This window comes from Lysobacter claricitrinus, assembly GCF_045866565.1.
Taxonomy (GTDB): domain Bacteria; phylum Pseudomonadota; class Gammaproteobacteria; order Xanthomonadales; family Xanthomonadaceae; genus Cognatilysobacter; species Cognatilysobacter claricitrinus.
Map to the genome: position 1 here is coordinate 1,085,034 of NZ_BAAFZV010000002.1, position 21,754 is coordinate 1,106,787.

Below are 21,754 nucleotides of genomic sequence, written 5' to 3' on the forward strand. Positions count from 1 at the left end.
CCGGAGGCGGCATCTTTGGTTTCGATGGCGGCGACGCTCAGTGCTTGGGTTCGGACACGCCGCGCAGCAGTTCGGCGGTCTTGCGGTCGCGTCCGCTGAGCGCGATGTCGGCCTGCGCCACCACGCCGCACAGCCGGCCATCACCGTCGACCACCAGCAGGCGGCGGATCTGCCGCGACTCCATGAGCTCCGTCGCCTCGGTCAGGCCGCTCTCGATGGCGACGCTGGTGACCGGCGTGGTCATGCAGTCGCGCGCGACGCACTGCTGCGGATCGCGCCCTTCGGCCACCAGGCGCAGCGCGATGTCGCGGTCGGTGACCGTACCGACGGGACGACCGGCCGCGTCGATCACCGGCACCAGCCCGATGTCGTTGTCGAGCATCAGCCGGGCGACGTCGCGCACGGGCGTGTCGACCTGGCAGGTCGCGGGGTCGGCGGTCATGACGCTGCGGATGTCCATGGGTTTCCTCGGTGATGGGAATGCGGGAACGCTGCGGGAACGCGGGTCGGGTGTGCGTGAAAACCGGTGTGGCCCGGGCGATATGCCTTTCGTCATGGGCTCGTGAAGCGGCGGTCGGTTACGCTCCGCGTTCACCCTGTCGAGGCTCCTCCATGAAGCATCCTCTCGCCCTCGCGCTGGCGCTGGCCCTCGCGGCGACGACCGTCCCGGCGGTCTCGCACGCCGCCACCGCCAAGCCCGCAACGTCCAAGAAGACGACCAAGGCCGCCGTGAACCCGTTCTTCGCCATCAGCCCGCTGCCGCTGCACTACCCGCAGTTCGACAAGATCAAGGATACGGACTTCGCGCCGGCCTTCGACCGCGGCATGGCCGACCAGATCAAGGAAATCGACGCGATCGCCAACAACAAGGCCGCGCCGACCTTCGACAACACCATCGTCGCGATGGAAAAGACCGGCCAGGTGCTGCGTCGTGCGACCACCGTGTTCGGCAACCTCGTCGGCGCCGACACCAACCCGGCGCGCGACAAGCTCGATAGCACGTACTCGCCGAAGTTCGCGGCGCACTTCGACACCATCTATCTGAACCCGAAGCTCTTCGCGCGGGTCGAGACGCTCTACAACCAGCGCGAATCGCTCGGTCTGGACGCCGAGAGCAAGCGCCTGGTCGAGAAGTACTACCAGGACTTCGTGCGCGCCGGCGCCAAGCTCGACGACGCGCAGAAGGCGCGCCTGAAGGCGATCAACGGCGAGCTCGCCAAGCTCGGTACGCAGTTCAGCCAGAACGTGCTGGCCGAGCGCAACGACATGGCGATCGTCGTCGACAACAAGGCCGACCTCGCCGGCCTGTCGGATGAAGCGATCGGCGCCGCCGCCAAGGCCGGCAAGGATCACAAGCTCGACGGCAAGTACGTGATCGAGCTGCAGAACACCACGATCCAGCCGCCGCTCACCTTCCTCGACAACCGCGCGCTGCGCGAGAAGATCTACAAGGCGTCGATCGCGCGCGGCAGCCGCGGCGGCAAGTTCGACAACACCGGCATCGTGTCGCAGGTGACGAAGCTTCGCGCCGAACGCGCCGCGCTGCTCGGCTATCCGACCTACGCCGCGTACGCGCTGGAAGACCAGACCGCGAAGACGCCGGAAGCCGTCAACGCGATGCTCGCCAAGCTCGCACCTCCGGCGGTTGCCAACGCCAAGCGCGAAGCCGCAGACCTGCAGGCCATGATCGACGCCGAGCAGAAGTCCAAGGGCCAGCCGACGTTCAAGCTCGAGCCGTGGGACTGGGCCTACTACGCCGAGAAGGTGCGCCAGGCGAAGTACAACTTCGACGAGTCGCAGCTCAAGCCGTACCTCGAGCTCGACAACGTCCAGCAGAACGGCGTCTTCTACGCGGCCAACCAGCTCTACGGCCTGACCTTCAAGGAGCGCAAGGACCTCCCCGTCTACGAGCCCGACGTGCGCGTGTTCGACGTGTTCGACAAGGACGGCAAGCAGCTCGCGATCTTCATCTCCGACATGTACGCGCGCCCCAGCAAGAACGGCGGCGCGTGGATGAATTCGTACGTCGACCAGTCGGGCCTGACGGGCTACCTGCCCGTCGTCGCCAACCACCTCAATATCCCCAAGCCGCCGGCCGGCCAGCCGACGCTGATGTCGTGGGATGAAGTGACGACGATGTTCCATGAGTTCGGCCATGCGCTGCACGGCATGTTCTCGAACGTGAAGTACCCGTACTTCTCGGGCACCAGCGTGCCGCGCGATTTCGTCGAGTACCCGTCGCAGGTCAACGAGATGTGGGCCGACTGGCCGCAGATCCTGTCCAACTACGCCAAGCACTACCAGACCGGCGCGCCGATGCCGAAGGAACTGCTGGACAAGGTGCTCGCGAGCAGCAAGTTCAACCAGGGCTACATGACGACCGAATACCTCGGCGCCGCGATGCTCGACCAGAACTGGCACCAGCTGCCGGCCGACAAGATCCCGGCCGCATCGGGCGTGATGGATTTCGAAGCCAAGGCGCTGCACGCCGACGGCGTCGACTTCTACGCCGTGCCCCCGCGTTACCGCACGCCGTACTTCAGCCACATCATGGGCGGCTACGCAGCGGGCTACTACGCGTACATCTGGTCGGAAGTGCTCGATGCCGACAGCGTGGAGTGGTTCAAGCAGAACGGTGGCCTGAGTCGCAAGAACGGCGACCACTTCCGCGACACGCTGCTCTCCCACGGCGGGTCCGAAGACGCGATGGTGCTGTTCCGCAACTACACCGGTCGCGATCCGTGGATCGAGCCGCTGCTGAAGCGTCGCGGCCTCGATTCGTCGGCCGACGACAGCAAGGCGCCAGCGGACGCCAAGCCCGCGACGCCGGCCAAGAAATAACGGCCCGCGATGTAGACACGAACCGCCCGGAGAAATCCGGGCGGTTTCTTTTTGGGCGCGAGAAGCGCGTCGACGCGACCACGCGAACCCGAGTCATGTCGCGTGAACGGTCGCCATCGAGCCGCCCGTCATTCACCCGACGCCACCGCGCGCTTGTGCACGCTCCACGGTTTCATCCGGAGGTCCGCCATGACGTCGCAGCAGTCCGATCACCATCCCCGCCGACAACTGGCGCGCACCGCGCTCGCCCTCGCCGTGACGTTGTGGACCGCAACGGCGTGCCATCCGGCCACGCCTCCGGTCGAGTCGTCGACCGCCGCCAATACGGCGAAGGCGAACGATGCGAGCAGTACTCCAGCGAGCGCGGCGCCATCCACCGATGACGCCACTCCGCCGGCGACATCGACGCCTGGCGAAACGCCGACACCGCCGCCATCGAACGGCGGAGACGCATCGCTGCCCGAACCGACGACGCCACCCGACGTCGCGAGCCCGCAGGCGGCCGCGACGGTGGTCGAAACGTATTTCGCGCTGATCGATGAAAAGCGCACTCAGGAAGCCGATGCATTGTGGAGCGATGCCGCGCGCGCTGCGGCGTTCCGCGACGCACTCGACAAACTGGGCAAGCCGCACATGCAGGTGTTCGCCCCGGGCGGCATCGAAGGCGCTGCGGGATCGATGTACATCACCGTGCCGGTCGAATTCGGCGCGACCGACCAGGGCGCGAACTCGCGTCCGCGCAAGGGCGAGGTCACGCTGCGTCGCGTCAATGACGTGCCGGGCTCCACGGAAGCGCAGCGCCACTGGCACATCGACCACATCGACGTCGCGATGACGCCGAAGTAAGGCGCGGGCGGGTACTTCCCGCTGTCCTGTGGATCGTCCGCTGCCCCTTCAATCGGGGCGGCGGCCGTCTCGACGCCTGGCCCACCCAACCGCCCAGTGCCACCGTCGGCACAGTTCCGTCCTGCAACGGCAGGCATGGCTGCCACTCACCCTGTGTCCTTTGGTAACGTCGCGCTCGTCGCAGCACCGGGGGGCCGCTGGTGACAATCGCACTCGTCTACTTGGAACAACCGCGCCGTCCTCGGTTCGCAGTGCGGCCCGGTCGTGGACGGAAGTACGCCGTCACCATTTAGCCCCACGCCATCGGGTCGCCCGTTATGGACATCCGCCTGCGCCCTTCAAACCTCGGAGATCCCATGCGTAGTCCACTGATCATCGTCGCCTTGCTTGCTTCGCTTGCCCTGCCTTTCGCCGCCGCTGCGCAGGACGCGGATGCGCTTCGGGACATGTTGAGCAGCGATGACTCGCCGCGTGCCGACATGGGCGAGATGGACAACGGTTGGCTGCTGTCGCGCAACGCGGGCGTCTGCAGCATGTACAGCTTCAATGACCCGCTGGTGCTTCAGGTCGATCCTGCCCATCCCGAGAACACGGGCATGCGCTTCCAGGTGATCGACGGCAAGATCCCGGAAAAGGACGGCACGCCCCTGCCGGTGATGCTCGTCCTTCGCGAATCCGAGGCCGCGCAATTCGGCGGCTATCCGGCGACGGCCGTGGTGTCGCAGGCGACGGTGGGGGCATACGTCCTCCAGATTTCGATGAAGGAGCTGGTGGAGAAGTTCCCCAACGGCTTCCAGGCCATGCTGATGGACGAGACCGGCGCGAAGAAGCTCGTGCAGAGCGACACGCTCGGCAGTCGCAAGCATCTGGCGGCGCTGGCGAAGTGCGCAGACGGCTGAGGGGCGCGTCGATCGGGGCGATCAAGCCTCGGCGCTGAAACGAAAACGGGGCCCGAAGGCCCCGTTTTTTATCGCACGACGTCGAACGAATCAGTGGCGATCGTTCGCCGTCGCATCGCGCGCCGCGCGGAACTCCGAATCCTGGCTCCAGTTCGGCCAGCGGTCCGAGTTCGCGAGATCGCGGCCCAGCGTGTAGAGCATCTGCAGGTCGCGCGCCATGCCGGCGAACGTCCAGCTGGCTTCCCACTGGTCCGCCGGCTGGTGATAGCGCTCGGCCGTGTACTTCGCCTGCTCCGCTTCCGCAGCCGCGACGCCACCCTGCACCCAGTCGTTGCCGGAACCGTACGAGATCGCCGGCACGCCGCGCTTGGCGAACGGGAAGTGATCGGAGCGGAAGAAGTGACCGGCTTCCGGATGCGGGTCGGCGCTGTAGCTGAGGCCCCACTTCTCCGCGGTGGCGGTGAGTTCGTCCAGCAGGTCGACCTTCGCGCTGCCGGACGTCGTGAAGTTCTTCGACAGCCCGTTCGGATCCAGCGCGTCCATGTTGATCACGCCGACCGTCTTGCCCAGCGGATACAGCGGCTTCGACGCGTAGTACTCGGAACCGAGCAGCCCCTTTTCTTCCGCGGTCACGGCGAGGAACACGACCGAACGATCGGTGCGCGGCGCCTTCGCGAACGCGCGACCGAGTTCGAGCAGCGACGCGATGCCGGTCGCGTTGTCCACCGCGCCGTTGTAGATGCGATCGCCCTTGGCATCGGGCTGGCCAACGCCAAGATGATCCCAGTGACCGCTGTAGATGACCGTTTCGTCCGGACGCTTCTTGCCCGGCAGGCGCCCGACCACGTTCTGCGAGGTAATCACCTGGCTGTCGACCGCGTACTTCGCGGTGAACGTCGAACCGTTGAGCACGACGGGCTTGAAGTCGCGCGTCTGCGCCTGCTTCTTCAGCGCATCGAAATCGAGGCCTGAACGCTTGAACAGGTCGGCCGCGGTGTCGCGCTGGATCCACGCTTCCAGCGCGGGATGCGATGCCTTCGGATCGTCGCGGACCACGTCGAACATCGTGTTCGTGTTCGAGTTCTTGACGGTGTTCCAGCCGTACGACGCCGGGTCCGTCTCGTGCACGATCAGCAGGCCGGCAAGGCCCTGACGCGCCGCTTCTTCGTACTTGTAGGTCCAACGACCGTAGTAGGTCATCGCCTTGCCGCCGAAGTCGCCCTGCCCGGTTTCGAAGTCCGGGTCGTTGATCAGGACGATGCCGATCTTGCCCTTGAGGTCGACGCCCTTGAAGTCGTCCCAGTTGCGCTCCGGCGCTTTCACGCCGTAGCCGAGGAACACGAGCGGCGCGTTGTCGATCGACACCGACTTCGAACCGTCGAGCGCGGCGCGCACGGCGATCTGTTCGCCCTGCGTCAGCGCCTGCGATTTGCCGCCAACATTGAGCGACAACTGCGGCGCGCCGGTGATGCTCGCGCGCAGCAGCGGCACCGGCTGCGTCCATGCGCGCTTGCCGCCCTTCATCTCGCCGCCGGGCTGAAGGCCCATCGCCTTCATCTGCGACACGATGTAGTTGACGGTCTTGGTCTCGCCCGCCGTCGCGGGGCCTCGGCCCTCGAACGCGTCGGACGACAGCGTGCGAACGATCGACGACAGGCGCTGCGCGCTGATGTCCGGACCCTTCGCCGCGTAGGCCGGCTGCAGTGCAAGACCGATCGAAACAGTAAGAAGCGAAACCGCGAGCAACCTGGACAAGACGAACCTCTTCGTGCGGATGGCAACCGATCGATGGTAGCAAGCGGCCGCGGCGCAACATCGCGCAACGGCCGTTGGAAACGTGAGCGACGACGCGCTTTGCGACGTCGCCGCGTCACTGCAGGTCAATGCACCGGGCGCGGCGACGGCGGTGGCAGGGCTTCACCCGATTCGAGCGGAAGCCCGCTGCGCAGTCGATCGGCATCGGAGGCGATTGGCACGGCACGACGCGGCGCGGGCGCCCGGTCCTGCATCGGAAGGGAAACGGACATGGCGGGGGCTCCATCCGGTGGGGGCCGCGCAGTCTGCACTCCGGGGGTCTCAGCGGCAGCGACGACCACGGCCGCTATCCTGAACGCGCCACGATAAGCGGCCGTATGGATAGCGCATGGACCTCGCTCTCTTCGATTTCGACGGCACCATCACCACCCGGGAGACCCATGCCCCGTTCATGCACGCGGCGGTGCCGCGATGGCGTCTGGCGCTGGGCTATCCGCCGCTCGCGCCGATCATCCTGGCGTACCGGCGCGGACTGGTCTCCGGCGACGCGGCGCGGTCGGCGATAGCGCGCATCGCGTTCGCTGGAATGAGCGCGGCCGCGTACGACGCCGCCGGCGAAGTATTCGCGCGCGACCAAGTGCCGGCGTTGCTCCGCCCCGATGCCATGGCGCGCATCGACCACCATCGTCGTCGCGGCGACACAGTGGTCGTGGTGTCCGGCAACTTCGACGCACTGCTCAAGCCGTGGGCGGCGACGCACGGGTTGCCGGTGTTGTGCTCGTCACTCGAACGACGCAACGGCCGGCTGACCGGTCGCTATGACGGCGCGCAATGCGTAAAAGACGGAAAGGCTCGCCGCGTGCGGGCGGCATTCGATCTTTCTGCGTTCGAACGGATCCACGCCTATGGCGACACGGTCGAAGACGAAGCGATGCTGACAATGGCGCACCACGCGCATTACCGCGAGATGCCGGTCGAAACACGCGCTCCGCAGGCCGCGTAACGACGTTGCATCGAAGGCCGACATCACGCGCGACATGCGTGCGGCGGCACATCTCATTCCGCTATCGGCGCGTCGCCGGCTTGGCGCGCTTCGCCGCGGTCTTCGTAGCCTTCTTCGCGCTGCTGGACGTCGATGTTTTGGCCCGCGCCGGCGCCGACTTCTTCGCCGCGGCCTTGATCGGCTGCACATCGACGCCGGTCTTGCGCACCACAGCCTTACTCGCCGCCTTGCGCGCCGGTTCCGTCGTTGGTGCATCCGCCTTCCTGGCGACGCCAGTCGCACGACCCGCACGCTTGGACGTCGCCTTCTTCATCGATCGACCCGCGGCATCCAGCAGTACCCACGTTGGTGCGTGGTCGCTCGCGCCCGGCTGGCCGCGCACCCATCGATCGACGTTCGCATCCTTCAGCATCGGTGCGAGGTCGGGGCTCAGCAGCAAGTGGTCGATGCGCAGGCCTGCGTCGCGTTCCCAATGCTTACGGAAGTAATCCCAGAACGTGTAGATCTTCTCGTCGCCGTGGATCGCTCGGATCGCATCGGTCCAGCCTTGCTCCAGCAGGTCGAACCATGCCTGGCGACTTTCGGGCTGCAGCAGCGCATCGGTGCGCCATGACTTCGCGTTGTAGATGTCGAGCTCGTCGGTCGGCACCACGTTGAAGTCGCCGCACATCACCGTCGGCCGCCCGCTCCGCAGCAGCGCCAACGCGCGGCGTTGCAACTCCGCGAACCACGCGAGCTTGTAATCGAACTTCGGGCCCGGCCATGGATTGCCGTTCGGCAGATAGAGACAGGCGACGCGCAACCCATGCACGTCGGCCTCGAGGTAGCGGCTCTGCGTGCCGTCGGGGTCATCGGGCAGCCCGCGTTGCCGCTCTTCGGGCTGCGCGCCGCGCGCGAGGATCGCCACGCCGTTCCATGATTTCTGGCCGTGCCAGATCGCGCCGTAGCCGATTTTTTCGAGATCGCGCTGCGGAAACGCCTCGTGCGGCGCCTTCAACTCCTGCAGGCACGCGATGTCGGGCTTTTCGCGTTCCAGCCACTCGAGCAGTGCGGCGTGGCGCGCGCGAACGCCGTTGATGTTGAACGTCGCGATCTTCAACCGGGCCATGCGGCGATGCTAGGCAGCGCGCGTGCACGACCGGTGACGTCAGGCGAGCAGCCGGCGCATCAGTTCGAAGTACAGGTCCGGCAGCCGTTCGAGATCGGCGACGGCGACATGCTCGTCCACCTTGTGGATGCTCGCATTGACCGGCCCGATCTCCACGCAGTGCGCGCCAAGCGGCGCGATGAAGCGCGCGTCCGACGTACCGCCGCCGGTGCTTTCCTCCGGCTCGGCGCCGACGAATGCGCCCAGCACCTCACGACATACGCGCCGCAGCGCACCGTCCGGCGTGTAGAACGGTTCGCCGCTGCGATGCCAGTCGATCGTGTAATCGCTGCAGTGGCGCGCAATGACCGCGTCGCATTCGGATTCGAGCTTCACCGCGCTCCAGTTCGGGTTGTAGCGCAGGTTGAACAACACCTGCAGCTCGCCGGGAATCACGTTGTTCGCGCCCGTGCCGGCGACGATGTTGCTGATCTGCAGGCTGGTCGGCGGGAAGGTTTCGTAACCGTCGTCCCAGCGTCGTCCAGCAAGTGCGGCCAAGGCCGGCATCGCTTCGTGCACCGGGTTGCGTGCCTTTTCCGGATACGCGACATGGCCCTGGATGCCGCGTACGGTCAGCGTGGCCGACAGGCTGCCGCGGCGGCCGACGCGCAGCAGGTCGCCGAGCACGGTCTTCGACGACGGCTCGCCGGTGATGCACCAGTCGATGCGTTCGCCGCGCTCGCGGAACGCATCGGCGACCTTGCGTACGCCATCGAGCGCGACGCCCTCTTCGTCCGACGTCAACAGCAACGCGACGCGGCCCCGATGCCCCGCATGCTCGCGCGCGAACCGTTCGAGCGCGACGACGAACGCGGCGACGCTGCCTTTCATGTCGGCCGCGCCGCGCCCGTAAAGCTTGCCGTCGCGGATCTCGGGCTTGAATGGATCGCTCGCCCAGTCGTCGACCGGGCCGCTCGGCACGACGTCGGTATGACCGAGCAACACCAGCGTCGGACCATCACCCGCGGCACCGAGATGCACGGCCCACAGGTTGTCGACATCACCGAACCGCATGGATTCGCAGCGAAAGCCGGCGGTTTCCAGGCGCGCCGCGATCAACGCCTGGCAACCGGCGTCGTCTGGCGTGAGCGAGCGCTGTTCGATCAGCGCGCGGGTGAGGTCGAGGACGTCGCTCACGATCCGACTCCGAAGCGCTTCTTGAAACCGTTGTCGGTAAACCCCTGCGACACGACGCCGTCATCCGTTTCCACGACGGGCCGACGGATCAGCTGCGGATGCTCGCGCAGCAGCAATTTCCACTCCGCGTCCGAGCCCGGCGTTTTTCGCGATGGCGGCAGGTTGCGCCACGTCGTCGACGACTTGTTGACCATCGCATCCCAGCCGCCGAGCCTGTCCTTCCATTCCGCGAGCGTCTCGGGCGACTGTCGCGTATCGCGGTAGTCGACGAACTCGTGTGCGATGTCGAAGCGCTTGAGCCAGTTGCGCGCCTTCCGGCACGTGTCGCAGTTGGCGAGGCCGTAGAGCGTCGTCGCCATGTCAGTCGGCCAGCCCGCGCAGCAGATCGTTGATGGACGTCTTGCCACGCGTCTTCTCGTCCACCTGCTTGACGATCACCGCGCAGTACAGCGAGTGCGAACCATCGGCTGCCGGCAACTGGCCGGACACGACGACGCTGCCCGGCGGCACGTAGCCGTAGCTGACCTCGCCCGTCGCGCGGTTGTAGATGCGCGTGCTTTGGCCGAGGAACACGCCCATGCCGATCACCGAGTGGTGGCCGACGATCACGCCTTCAACGACTTCCGAACGCGCACCGATGAAGCAGTGGTCCTCGATGATCGTCGGCGTCGCCTGCAGCGGCTCCAGAACGCCGCCGATGCCCGCGCCACCGGATAGATGGCAGTGCTTGCCGATCTGCGCGCAGGAACCAACCGTCGCCCACGTGTCCACCATCGTGCCTTCACCGACATACGCGCCGATGTTGACGAAGCTCGGCATCAGCACGACGTCCTTGCCGATGTGGCAGCCGCGACGCGCGATCGCACCGGGCACCACGCGCACGCCGAGCTTGCGGAACTGGTTCTCGCCGAAGTCCTTGAAACGCGCCGGCACCTTGTCCCAGAACGGTGCGGGCTGCGCGTCGATCACTTCCATGTCCTGCGTGCGGAAGTACAGCAACACGGCCTTCTTCAGCCATTCGTTGACCGCCCAGCCGCCTTTGCCGTCCGGCTCGGCGACGCGGAATTCGCCCGCTTCGATGCGATCCATCACCAGGTTCACCATCGGACGCGTCGAACCGTCGATCTCGTCGACGGTAAGCATCGTGCGGCGCTCCCACGCGCTGTCGATGATGAATTTCAATTCATCGCGGCCCGGGCCTTTGGGCGCGACCTTGCGTCGCGTGGTCTTGCGGGCGGCGGTCTTGTTGGCCGTCGGGCTCATGGGCAATCTCCGTCGAGACAGGCGAGCAGCGCGTCGCGCAGCAGCCGTTGGTGGGGTTCATCGAGGGGTGCGTCGGCGCCGTCGGCCGTCGCACGCGTGATCTGGAACAGGTCTTCCGCGCGTTCACCGAACGTGGCGACGCGCGCATCGTGCACGCGCATGCCCTGCTCGCGCAGCACGAGCGCGACGTCGGCGAGCAGGCCCGGGCGGTCGGTGCACACCAGGCTGATCACTGTGCGCGGCGGCGCGTCCAGCCGGTCGAAGCCGACCTGCGGCGCGATGCGGAAATGCTTCAAGTGACGCGGCTGCGCGCGACGCGCCGGCCGCAACGCATCGAGCGGTCCAGCCAGTACGTGCTCCAGGCGGCGCGCAACGTCTCCGGGCGTCGGCTGCGTGCGCGCATCCGATGGCAGCACTTCGAAACTGTCGAATACGCGGCCTTCCGGGCCGTCGAGCACGCGCGCCTGCGCGATCGCGAGACCCAGCCGGTCGAGGGTGATGACGATCGCCGCGAACAGGCCATCGCGATCGGGCGAATGCACGAACACTTCAAGCACGCCGGCGTCGCCCAATGGCCGCACCGCCACCGCCGTGTCGCGCGCGCCCAGCGTGAGTAACGTGCGCGCCTGCCATGCGACCTGGTCGGGGCGCGCGCGCTGGAATCCGACGTCGGGCATCCGCGCGAATGTCGCTTCGACGACGGCCTGGTCAATACCGCCGCCACGCAACAGGTCAGCGGCGGCACTGCGCGTTTCGCTCGCGCGCTGGTCGGCCGCGACCGGATTCTCGAGGCCGCGACGCAGCGCGAGTCGCGTTGACGTGTAGAGATCGGCGAGCAGCCGATCCTTCCACGCGTTCCACAATTTTGGCGACGTTCCGGCGATGTCCGCGCACGTCAGCAGGTAGAGCAGTTCCAGTCGTTCGCGGTCGCCGACCTTCTGCGCGAAACGATGGATTACCTGGGGATCGGCGATGTCCTGCTTCTGCGCGGTGACCGACATCAACAGGTGCTGCGCGACCAGCCACTCGATCGTGGCGACGTCGCCCGCCGGCAGCTCCATGGCTTCGCCGAATGCGCGTGCATCGACGGCGCCGAGCTCGGAGTGATCGCCGCCGCGGCCTTTCGCGATGTCATGGAACAACGCGGCGAGCAGCAGAAGTTCCGGCTTGCGCAGGCGCGGATGCACATCGTGCGCGAGGGTGAAGCGATCGTCATCGCCCCGCACGAACGCGGCGATGTTCGCGAGCACGGCCAACGTGTGCTGGTCGACCGTGTAGACGTGGAACAGGTCGAACTGCATGCGGCCCGAAACATTCGCGAACGCGGGAATCCAGCGCCCGAGCACGCCGAGGCGCGCCATTCGCGTAAGCGTGCGTACGGGTTGCGCGCCGCGCAGCAGGCCCATGAACGCCACGCGCGCGGTGTGCGTCGCACGATCATAGGCGGGGATTTCGTCGAGGAATTCGGCAAGGGATCGCGCGGTGTGCGAATGCAGGCCACGCATCCCGTCGTCGCCTTCAGGCCGCGACGCCCATGCCGCGAACAGTGCGAACACGTCATCGACATTAACCGGCCACGAAGCCGCCGTAGCGGCGAGATAGCCGCGACGCAGCTCGAATGCATCGTCCAGCCGTTCGACCGCGCCCTCGCCTTCCAGCTGCTCCTCGAAGCGCTGCAGCAGGCGCTCGCCGATGCGCTGCACCAGGCCGGCGCTGCGATAGAACGTCTGCATCATCTGCTCGACCGCCAGTGCGCCCGGCGCGTCGACGAAACCGAGCCGCGCCGCCAGCGCCTTCTGGTGATCGAAGCGCAGGCGCTCTTCGCGACGACCGGCGACGAGATGCAGGCCGAAGCGCAGACGCGCGAGGACGTCGTACTGGCGTTCGAGTGTGGCGTGTTCGTCGGCGCCAAGCTGGCCGAGCGTCGTCAGCGACGCGAAGTCGCCGGTATGCAGCAGGCGCAACGCCATCCAGCGCAGCGTCTGCAGGTCGCGCAGCCCGCCCGGGCCTTCCTTGAGGTTGGGCTCCAGGTTGTCGGCGGTATCGCCGAAGCGCGCGTGCCGATCGCGCAGCTCGCGACGCTTGGCGTCGAAGAAATCCGCTGGGGGCCATGTCCGCGAAGGATCGGCCGCGGACTGCAGTCGCGCGACGACCGCGTTACCCGCGGCCAGCACGCGCGCTTCAAGCATCGACGTGAGCACGGTGATGTCGTCACGCGCCGCGGCCGTGCACTGCGTCGACGACCGCATCGCGTGGCCGACCGGCAGGCCGGCGTCCCACAGCAACGTGACGAAACGCGCGATCGACGCGGCGTGGGTCGCCTGCGCGGCCTCGCCGAGCATGACCAACAGGTCGACATCCGACTGCGGGTACAACTCGCCGCGTCCGTAGCCGCCAACGGCGAGAAGCGCCGGCGTCGCGTCGCCGTCGCCGGTGTCGACACCTGTCGCGCGGCGCCACGCGGAAACGACGATCGCGTCGACGCCGCACGCGCGCTTCGCGATCAGTGGCCGGACATCGACGTTGGGGCCGCCCGCGTCGAACGCGGACGCCAGCGACGTTGCGAGTTCCGCCAGGCGTGTGCGCGCCGCCGCGATCCACGCGGCGTCGTTCGCCTCATCGGTAACGGGCCACGCGGCGTCGAGGGCCGCGGCGTCGCTCATAGGTCGTTGTCGTCGCCCGGCACGCGGGTGAGGATCTCGACGCCGTCGTCGGTGACGAGGACGGTGTGCTCCCACTGCGCGGACAACTTGCGGTCCTTGGTGACCACGGTCCAGCCGTCCGGCAGCACCTTCGTGTGGCGCGTGCCTTCGTTGATCATCGGCTCGATGGTGAAGGTCATGCCCGGCTTGAGTACGAGGCCCTGCCCCGGCTGGCCGTAATGCAGAACCTGCGGGTCCTCGTGGTAGATGCGCCCGATGCCGTGCCCGCAGTATTCGCGCACCACGCTGAAACGCTCGGCCTCGGCGTACGTCTGGATCGCGTTGCCGATGTCGCCCAGCGTCGCGCCCGGCTTGACCACGCGGATGCCGCGGAACATCGCCTCGCGGGTGACCTCGACCAGCCGCTTGGCCATCACCGAAGGCTCGCCGGCGTAGTACATGCGGCTGGTGTCGCCGTGGAAGCCGTCCTTGATGACGGTCACGTCGATATTGACGATGTCGCCGTCCTTCAGGACCTTGCCAGGGCTCGGGATGCCATGGCAGATCACGTTGTTGACGGACGTGCAGACAGTCTTCGGAAAGCCCTTGTAGCCGACGTTGGCGGGGATCGCGCCCTGCACCTTCACGATGTGGTCGTGACAGATGCGGTCGAGCTCCTCGGTGGTCACCCCGGGTTTCACGTACGGCGCGACGACCTGCAGCACCTCGGCGGCCAGGCGTCCGGCGACGCGCATCTTCTCGATGTCTTCGGGGGTTTTGATGGTGATCGGCATCCCGTCATTATGCCGCGCCGCGCGGAGGACTCGCGCCGGGCGTACGGAATGAAGCGGTGCATACCCTCGCTTCGCCGATCGGGTCGAGCTGGCTGACGGTTTCCAGCTGGGAATCGGCCTCGCCGATCCCGCCGGTTGCTCCAAGTCCGCGTCCCCATTACAATTTCCTGCTTCGCAACCCATCGCGAGCCGCCCACGCCGGGCGCAGGGTCCGCCAACCGCGGTTCCCGGGCGAATACACACCTGCCGCTAACGCCCGTGCCGGGGTGCCTCGCAAGAGGTTCGGCCACGGAAGCGACAGGGAGGCCCAACCCCGGAATCCATTGCCCGCATCGCCGGGCGGCCGCTTATTTCCGTCGGCCGGATTCCACTGCCTGGAGTCACTGCAATGCCCCAGATCACCATGCGCCAGATGCTGGAAGCCGGCGTCCATTTCGGCCACCAGACCCGTTACTGGAACCCGAAGATGGGCCCGTACATCTTCGGTGCCCGCGGCAAGATCCACATCATCAACCTCGAGAAGACCGTTCCGCTCTTCAACGACGCGATGAACTTCCTCTCGGGCGTCGCGCAGAAGCGCGGCATCATCCTGTTCCTCGGCACCAAGCGCTCGGCGCGCGAGACCATCAAGGAAGAGGCCGAGCGTTGCGGCATGCCGTACATGAACCAGCGTTGGCTGGGCGGTACGCTGACCAACTTCCGCACGGTCAAGCAGTCGGTGCAGCGCCTGAAGGACCTCGAGTCCGGCGAGACCGACGGCACCTTCCAGAAGCTCGTCAAGCACGAAGTCCTGCAGCTGCGCCGTGAGCGCGAGAAGCTGGACGCGTCGCTCGGCGGCATCAAGGAAATGAACCGCCTGCCCGACGCGATCTTCGTGATCGACATCGGCCATGAAGACATCGCGATCAAGGAAGCCAAGAAGCTCGGCATCCCGGTCATCGCGGTCGTCGACACCAACTACGACCCGGAGCTGGTCGACTACGCGATCCCGGGCAACGACGACGCCATCCGCGCCGTGCAGCTGTACGCCCGCGCCGCTGCCGACGCCGTGCTCGAAGGCAAGGCCGCCGCTCCGCAGGCCGCTTCGGTCCGCGAGGAAGAGTTCGCAGGCGCCGAGGCCGGTGCCGAAGGCACGGAAGAGCGCAAGGGTCCGCGTCGCGCTCCGGCCAAGAAGGCCGCGCCGCGCAAGAGCGACGCTCCGGCTCCGGCCGCCGAGTAACGCGTTCCACCCGGCGGCCACGCGCGACGTGGCCGCCGCGGTTTCAAGTTTTCCGTGACAGCCGCCGTTCGCGGCTGCACGTCGTCCCGCACGCGGGACACCCTCCCCATACGAATCGAGGTTACGTCCATGGCAGAGATCACTGCTTCCCTGGTCAAGGAACTGCGCGAGCGCACCGGCGCCGGCATGATGGAGTGCAAGAAGGCACTCACCGAGAACAACGGCGACATCGAGGCGGCGGCCGACTGGCTGCGCAAGACCGGTCTCGCCAAGGCCGACAAGAAGGCCAGCCGCATCGCCGCCGAAGGCCGCATCGTCGCCGCGCAGACGGATAAGACCGCGCTGCTCGTCGAAGTGAACTCGGAGACGGACTTCGTCGCCAAGGACGCCAACTTCCTCGGCTTCGTCGACGCCGTCGGCCAGGCTGCGCTGTCGGCCAATGACGTGGAAGCGCTCAAGTCGGTCAAGCTGCCGTCGGGCGAAACCGTCGAGGAAACCCGCGCCGCCGTCATCGCCAAGGTCGGCGAGAACGTGCAGGTGCGCCGCATGGCACGCATCGACAGCGACAACACGCTCGCTGCCTACGTCCACGGCGGCCGCATCGGCGTGATCGTCGAGCTCAAGGGCGGCAACGCCGAGCTGGCGCGTGGCATCGCGATGCACGTCGCCGCGATGAACCCGCCGTACATCTCGCCGGCGCACGTCCCGGCCGACTTTGTCGCGAAGGAAAAGGAAATCGCCCTCGCCCAGGTCAAGGACACCGGCAAGCCGCAGGAAATCCTCGAGAAGATGATCGCGGGCAAGGTCAACAAGACCATCAACGAGATCTGCCTCACCGGCCAGGCCTACGTGCTCGACACGAACCAGACCGTCGAGCAGGCCGTCAAGGCTGCCGGCGCGGAAGTCGTCAACTTCGTCCGCCTCGCCGTCGGCGAAGGCATCGAGAAGCAGACCGACGATTTCGCGGCTGAAGTGATGAAGCAGGCGGGTCTGGCGTAAGCGGACACGCTATCGGGGTACGGAAAAGGCCGCGAGCGATCGCGGCCTTTTCCTTTGCTGCGGCGCGACTGCAAGCGGGCCCGGCGTTGCGACGCCAACGCGCATCAGCTGCTGCACATGTCGCCGTGACGAGCCCACGTCGGTCGCGGGTGCGCGCCCCAGCGTCGGGACGTCGTACATCCGCGTCATGACCGTTGTGCGGGCGCCGGCAATCTCGAACCCTCACGCATCAACGCGCCGGGCGGCTAATCCGTGGGTAGAGCGCGATCTTCGAGTTGAGTTCGACGCCAGCTTCGAAGTGGCCTCGCTGGTTCGTTACCCGACAAGCTCGCACTGTTACCCCGATTCCGGATTGCGCGTCCGGGATCGAAGGCAGCATCACGGCACGACGCCGCGTTGGGCGAGTGCGCGACGCAGCGGCTCAAGCATTTCGCGATAGCGTGTCCAGGCACCCACGCCCCGTCCGTGGATCGCCACCTGCACTTGCGAACTGCTCGCCGTCGCGAGGGGCGTCATCGTGTTCCCGGTCTGCTCGCAACCGTCCTCATAACCGAGGCCGCAGAACTCCAGCACGCGTGCGGCGTATTGGGCGGGCTCAGTGACGAGCGATTCGTACGACACCGTCATGAACCGGCCCGGCAACGAAGACTCGAAGTTGCGACGCATGGTGTCGAACCAAGCGTATTGCGACGCGACGGTGTCGATGTCGTAGCTGTACCCATACGCATCACCGTCGAATAACTCGCGCAGGTTCGAAAAGCACGCGTCCATCGGCGATCGACGCAGACACAGGATGCGCGCCTCCGGCAGTGCGCGCGCGATCGCTGCGGCGTAAAGAAAATTGGCAGGGTTCTTGTCGACGACGACATGCCCGCCGTCGGAGAACGGCCTGATGGAAGCGCGATAGCGTTCGCCGGCCGTTTTCAGGTGGGTGTCGGGGGGCGGCTGACGCGTAGTGCTCGGTGCGGCGATGAACGCGTCGTGGCTTTCGCACAGCGCCGCATGAAACGCATTCAACTCGCCAGCGGAGCGCACCCGGCTGTGATTGCCGATGATCTGCTCGAGCACAATTGTTCCGGTGCGCGGCATTCCGACGATGAAGACGATCGCCGGCGGCATCTCGCCCGCGATGGGTGGCATGACGGGCTGCACGAGCGTCGCGTCGACGTTCCACGCACGCCGATCGATCACCTCCGATTTGCGCCGCATGCCAGCAGCCAGCCATCGCCACGCATCGTCATTGCGGTTCGCTCGTTCGCACTCCCGATAGAGCGCGTAGTGCAGGTCTACGGCATCGGCGGGCGACAAATCCGCGTTGTCGAGCGCGGCGCGCACACGTGGAAGCCGCTCTTCACCAATCGGATTGTGGAATGCCAGCGACCAGTGCGCAGGCGCGAAGCCCGGCTCGATTTCGATGGAGCGCTCGAAATTCGCCGATGCGCCGTCGGCATCACCCAGGTTGCGGGCGGCGAGGCCCGCCACGTACTCGAGACGGGCATCCGGCGCGAGCTTCGGTCGCACCGAATCGCACAGACGCAGCACGTCGGCGTCGGCGCCGGCAAGTGACAGGTGCTGCGCCAGAACGGGCGCCTGCAGCAGGATGTCATCCGCGTTCCAATCCGCCTCGGTGATCATGCGTCGGACGCGATGAATTTCGTCGAATCCGAGCAAGCCAAGCGTGACGTAGACCAGCTGGCGCCAGTCGCCACTTGCGACGGTCGCACTCGCCGCCTCCAGCGCCGCGGCGTGGCCGAGTCGATACCGCCGTCGATGAATCTCGATATCGCACAGGGCGCGCCATCCGGCGACCGTGAGCGGCGCGCCCGACAGGAGCGAGAGGACCGCGACGCGGGCAGCTTCGACGTTGCCCGTTGCCAGGTAGTCGTTGATGCGCCTCCACTGTCGATCCATGTGCATGCGCTCCCTCCTTGGACCGATCGTACTCCGAAAGAAATTGCGATCGCCGGCACACGGAATCGAGACGGCGCCCGACGTCGTTCGTTCACGACATCCTGCGAAGCACACGATAGATCGCCAGTAACGATGCCCGGTGGGCCGGGCCGCTCGCACCGGCCCCGCGATCTCGCTCAAGCCCGTCGAGGACGGAGTTCCCTTGGCGCATCCCTGCGTAAGCAGGAAAGCCCCGGCCGTATCGACCGGGGCTTCCGTTCACCACACCAGCGTACCGCGAGGCTCAGGTACCGGTTGCGCGATCAGAAGTCGACCCGCGCACTGAACAGCACGGACCGCGGGCTCTGGAAGTTCGCCGCGTTGAGGAAGTTCTGGTCGTATGCGTTCGCAGCGGCGGAGCCCGATGCACTGAACTCGTTGTACTCGGTGACCGCCTGTCGATTGAACAGATTGAACACCGTCATGTTCAACGTGAGGTGCTTGCTCGCCCATTCGGGCACATACGTCACCGATGCGTCGAAGTTCCAGGCCGTGGGCGTGCGACCCGCCGAACCGCGGCTCCGCAGCTCGGTCGTGCCGTCGGGCAGTTTGCAGTAGAAGCTGGAGCCCGAATACAGCGCGAGCTTGCTGTCGTCGATGTTGCCGAACTGCGGCACGAAGCCGAAGCAGCTCACCGGGCGGCCGGATTGCACGAGCAGGTTGCCGCCCAGGCTCCACTCGTCGTTGAGGTCGAAGTTGCCGAACAACTTCAGCGAATGGCGACGATCATTCGGCAGGTAGCCGTAGGCGCCATCCTCGAAGTGCTCGTTGTCGAAGTCCTGCGTCGCACCCGCGTCGGGCTGTTCGAGGGACGAGTTCACGTAGCCTTCCACGTTGCCGTAGCTCTTCGACCACGTGTACGAGCCCTGCAACCACCAGCGGTCGCCGCGACCTTCCGCCGACAACTCGATCGCGCGGTACTCGCGCTTGTATTCCGGGAGGCCGAAATAGCGCGCGGGGATCGTGACGTTGACGAGGTTGCCGTCGCCCGCGACGTCCATGGCCACTTCCGCATCCTTCCCCGGGTTGAGCAGGAAGCACGACGCCACCGAATTGATGTCGAAGTTGGTGTACCCGTTGTCGTCGGCGAAGTCCTGGTAGGCCTTCAGCGAGCACCAGTCGTCCATGCCGTTCTTGACCGATCGGTAGACGCCCTTGATGCCCGCGGTCCAGATCGAATTCAGACGCTTCTGGTAGCCGAGGATGAATTCGTCCTGGAACATCGGCTTGAGATTGCCGGCGGCCAACGTGCGCGGGTCGGGCACCGAGCCGTCGCTAGTCACGTTCTTCGGGCCGATCTGTGCGCCGAGTCCGGTGGGCAGGCCGGTCGCGGGATCGAATCCGGTCGTGTTGAAGAACTCTTCGGTAAAGAGCTCCGCACCCGAGCCGCGAATGTTGGTATTGGACGACACCGGAATGTAGTAGCGACCGGCCGAACCGAACAGCTTGGCCGTGCCGTCGCCGTTGACATTCCAGCTGAAGCCAAGGCGCGGCGCGATGTTGTTGTCGGCCTTGACGAACGTATTGCCCTGCGCGTTCTTGTTGTCGAACGTTTCGTCGCGAAGGCCGCCGTAGACAAGCCAGTTGTCCGTGATCTGCCAGCTGTCTTCGAGATAGTAGGCCGTGTTCTCGACGCTGTAGGAGCCCGACGACGTCTCGCTGATCCAGCGGCGCGCGTAGTACGTGCCGAACGGAAGCACCACGCCATTCACGCGTCGACCTGCCGCCTGGTAGACGTAGTAGTGGCGCCAGTAGGCGCCGCCGGTGTACGTCGTGCCTGCATGGCCGGACTCGAACTTCTCGCCGTCGTAGCCGACGCGCAGCGTGTGCGGGCCGACCACCCATTCCAGGTCGGCGCGATGACTGTTGCGGATGTCCTTTTCCTTGCCGAAGGTCGGATCGATGATCGTCGCCTGCGACGGATTCCAGCAGCCCGTGTAGTCCGTCACCGCCGAGTTCGCTTGACTGTTGAACGCGCGCACGCAGTCGGCGCCGTCGAGATTCAGCGGATCGCGGTTCGAGTTCGAATACGTCAGGCGGCCCGCTTCCAGTGAAAGCGTCAGGTTGTCGGTCAGGTAGCCGGTGTACTTGCCGATGTAGATGCGGCCGCCGGTCTCGACGTCGTACGCGGCATCGAGGTCGTCGTGCGTGCGCCCGAACTCCGCGCCGTTGGCGTACGAATAGTCGCGGTGGGCAACCGTCTCGCGATTGTCGATCGCGGTCAATTCGACGCGATGATTGTCGGTGATGTTCCAGTCGAGCTTGACCATTCCCTCCGGCGACGTATTGGAGGTGTGGTAGCTGTGCTCGCGGGTGTATTGATCCGTCGTGTTGTTCTGTCCGCTCACAAGCCCGAAGAAGAACAGCCGGTCGCGGACGATCGGCCCGGAGGCATAGGCGTTGTACGTCAGTTCGTCACTGCGATCCTGCGACTGGTAGACGTAGAGCGCCGGATCGGTGGCGCTCGGATTGCGCCAGGCCACGTCCTTTTTCGAACTCGAGAGCGACGACGGGCTCCAGTAAGCACTGCCGCCGTACTTGAAGTCGTTGGTGCCGCGCTTGGTCACGATATTGACCACGCCACCGAGGGAACGGCCGTATTCCGCGCCGTAGCCGCCCGTTTTCGTCTGCTGCTCCGCGAGCGCTTCGAACGGCAACGTGGCGTACGACAGGAACGTACGGATGTTCGTGACGTCAAAACCGTTGATGTAGTAGCCATTTTCAGCAACGGATGCGCCACCGAACGATGCGAGGTTGCCGAAGCCGGTGTCGCCTTTGACTGTGCCCGGCGCCAGCAGCGCCACGTTGGTGACGTCCCGCTGGACCGGCAGCGCCTGGATTTCCTTCGCGGTGAGCGTCGTCGTCGATTCGGTCGACGACACGTCGATCGCGTTGATGCGATCGCCGACGATGCGAACCGTATCGAGCTGGCCCGCCACCGGTGCCTCGAGGTTCACTTCGGAACCTGTACCGACACGCACGACGACGGTCTTGGCCACGCCGTTGGCGGTAACGGTGTAGGAGCCGGGCGAGAGCTGGCTCGCCTGGAATCGGCCCTCGGAGTCGGCGACGAGCTCGCGGTTGGTGCCGGTGTCTTTGTTCTCGACAATGACGTGCGTACCGGCAGCGGTTTTTCCGAACAGCGAACCGACCGAGCTCTGCGCGAAAGCGCCCCCCGAAACCAGCGCGGCGCCGAGCGCCAGGCACAGCGCGGTGCGACGCGCGCCAAATCCAGACTTCTGCATAACTTCGTCTCTCC

At 66.2% G+C, this 21,754-nt stretch carries 17 protein-coding genes; 6 read left to right on the forward strand and 11 right to left on the reverse strand.

Annotated elements, in window-relative coordinates; all coding sequences use genetic code 11:
• Positions 1–37 precede the first annotated feature (37 nt).
• Entirely contained in the window at positions 38–460 is a 423-nt protein-coding gene (locus ACKTTN_RS09875; RefSeq protein WP_407909670.1) for a CBS domain-containing protein, read from the reverse strand.
• Between the two features lie 152 nt (positions 461–612).
• On the opposite strand from ACKTTN_RS09875, the gene ACKTTN_RS09880 reads away from it, so the two are divergent.
• The 3 genes from ACKTTN_RS09880 (at position 613) to ACKTTN_RS09890 (ending at position 4,586) form a co-directional block, all read left to right on the forward strand.
• Positions 613–2,841 (forward strand): M3 family metallopeptidase, encoded by a 2,229-nt coding sequence (locus ACKTTN_RS09880; RefSeq protein WP_407909671.1) that lies wholly within the window; start codon positions 613–615, stop codon positions 2,839–2,841.
• Between the two features lie 189 nt (positions 2,842–3,030).
• On the forward strand, positions 3,031–3,687 hold the full coding sequence (locus tag ACKTTN_RS09885; protein ID WP_407909672.1) for a superantigen-like protein SSL4: 657 nt from the start codon (positions 3,031–3,033) through the stop codon (positions 3,685–3,687).
• A gap of 317 nt (positions 3,688–4,004) precedes the next feature.
• The gene (locus ACKTTN_RS09890; RefSeq protein WP_407909673.1) at positions 4,005–4,586 is read left to right on the forward strand and encodes a hypothetical protein; all 582 of its coding nucleotides are present in this window, start codon (positions 4,005–4,007) and stop codon (positions 4,584–4,586) included.
• 90 nt (positions 4,587–4,676) lie between these two features.
• On the opposite strand, the gene ACKTTN_RS09895 is transcribed toward ACKTTN_RS09890, so the two are convergent.
• The gene (locus ACKTTN_RS09895; protein ID WP_407909674.1) at positions 4,677–6,341 is read right to left on the reverse strand and encodes a M28 family metallopeptidase; all 1,665 of its coding nucleotides are present in this window, start codon (positions 6,339–6,341) and stop codon (positions 4,677–4,679) included.
• Between the two features lie 125 nt (positions 6,342–6,466).
• Complete coding sequence (locus ACKTTN_RS09900; protein ID WP_407909675.1) at positions 6,467–6,613, reverse strand: hypothetical protein; 147 nt, start codon at positions 6,611–6,613, stop codon at positions 6,467–6,469.
• A 116-nt stretch (positions 6,614–6,729) separates the two neighbouring features.
• On the opposite strand from ACKTTN_RS09900, the gene ACKTTN_RS09905 reads away from it, so the two are divergent.
• A complete protein-coding gene (locus ACKTTN_RS09905; RefSeq protein WP_407909676.1) occupies positions 6,730–7,344 on the forward strand; it encodes an HAD-IB family hydrolase in 615 nt (204 codons plus the stop codon).
• A gap of 61 nt (positions 7,345–7,405) precedes the next feature.
• Here ACKTTN_RS09905 and xth read toward each other — a convergent pair whose 3' ends face one another.
• From xth to map, 6 genes are read right to left on the reverse strand one after another with little or no spacing between them, the layout of a single operon-like run.
• Positions 7,406–8,452 carry an exodeoxyribonuclease III gene (xth, locus tag ACKTTN_RS09910; RefSeq protein WP_407909677.1) on the reverse strand — a complete coding sequence of 349 codons (1,047 nt, stop codon included), beginning with the start codon at positions 8,450–8,452 and terminating at the stop codon, positions 7,406–7,408.
• Positions 8,453–8,491: 39 nt separating this feature from the next.
• The gene (dapE, locus tag ACKTTN_RS09915; protein WP_407909678.1) at positions 8,492–9,628 is read right to left on the reverse strand and encodes a succinyl-diaminopimelate desuccinylase; all 1,137 of its coding nucleotides are present in this window, start codon (positions 9,626–9,628) and stop codon (positions 8,492–8,494) included.
• Complete coding sequence (locus ACKTTN_RS09920; RefSeq protein WP_407909679.1) at positions 9,625–9,987, reverse strand: Spx/MgsR family RNA polymerase-binding regulatory protein; 363 nt, start codon at positions 9,985–9,987, stop codon at positions 9,625–9,627. The genes dapE and ACKTTN_RS09920 overlap by 4 nt, the downstream gene beginning before the upstream one ends.
• Before the next feature lies 1 nt (position 9,988).
• Positions 9,989–10,891, reverse strand: a complete 903-nt coding sequence (gene dapD / locus ACKTTN_RS09925) for a 2,3,4,5-tetrahydropyridine-2,6-dicarboxylate N-succinyltransferase (RefSeq protein WP_407909680.1) — start codon at positions 10,889–10,891, stop codon at positions 9,989–9,991.
• Complete coding sequence (gene glnD / locus ACKTTN_RS09930; RefSeq protein ID WP_407909681.1) at positions 10,888–13,554, reverse strand: [protein-PII] uridylyltransferase; 2,667 nt, start codon at positions 13,552–13,554, stop codon at positions 10,888–10,890. The genes dapD and glnD overlap by 4 nt, the downstream gene beginning before the upstream one ends.
• The gene (gene map, locus ACKTTN_RS09935; protein ID WP_407909682.1) at positions 13,551–14,327 is read right to left on the reverse strand and encodes a type I methionyl aminopeptidase; all 777 of its coding nucleotides are present in this window, start codon (positions 14,325–14,327) and stop codon (positions 13,551–13,553) included. The genes glnD and map overlap by 4 nt, the downstream gene beginning before the upstream one ends.
• A gap of 388 nt (positions 14,328–14,715) precedes the next feature.
• On the opposite strand from map, the gene rpsB reads away from it, so the two are divergent.
• Together rpsB and tsf are read left to right on the forward strand one after the other, a co-directional pair.
• A complete protein-coding gene (rpsB, locus tag ACKTTN_RS09940) occupies positions 14,716–15,546 on the forward strand; it encodes a 30S ribosomal protein S2 (RefSeq protein ID WP_407909683.1) in 831 nt (276 codons plus the stop codon).
• A 129-nt stretch (positions 15,547–15,675) separates the two neighbouring features.
• Positions 15,676–16,545 (forward strand): translation elongation factor Ts, encoded by an 870-nt coding sequence (gene tsf / locus ACKTTN_RS09945; RefSeq protein WP_407909684.1) that lies wholly within the window; start codon positions 15,676–15,678, stop codon positions 16,543–16,545.
• Between the two features lie 378 nt (positions 16,546–16,923).
• Here the strand turns inward: tsf and ACKTTN_RS09950 are convergent, their stop codons facing one another.
• Together ACKTTN_RS09950 and ACKTTN_RS09955 are read right to left on the reverse strand one after the other, a co-directional pair.
• Positions 16,924–18,636 carry a tetratricopeptide repeat-containing sulfotransferase family protein gene (locus tag ACKTTN_RS09950; protein WP_407909685.1) on the reverse strand — a complete coding sequence of 571 codons (1,713 nt, stop codon included), beginning with the start codon at positions 18,634–18,636 and terminating at the stop codon, positions 16,924–16,926.
• A 122-nt stretch (positions 18,637–18,758) separates the two neighbouring features.
• Positions 18,759–21,740, reverse strand: a complete 2,982-nt coding sequence (locus ACKTTN_RS09955) for a TonB-dependent receptor (protein ID WP_407909686.1) — start codon at positions 21,738–21,740, stop codon at positions 18,759–18,761.
• Between the last annotated feature and the right edge of the window lie 14 nt (positions 21,741–21,754).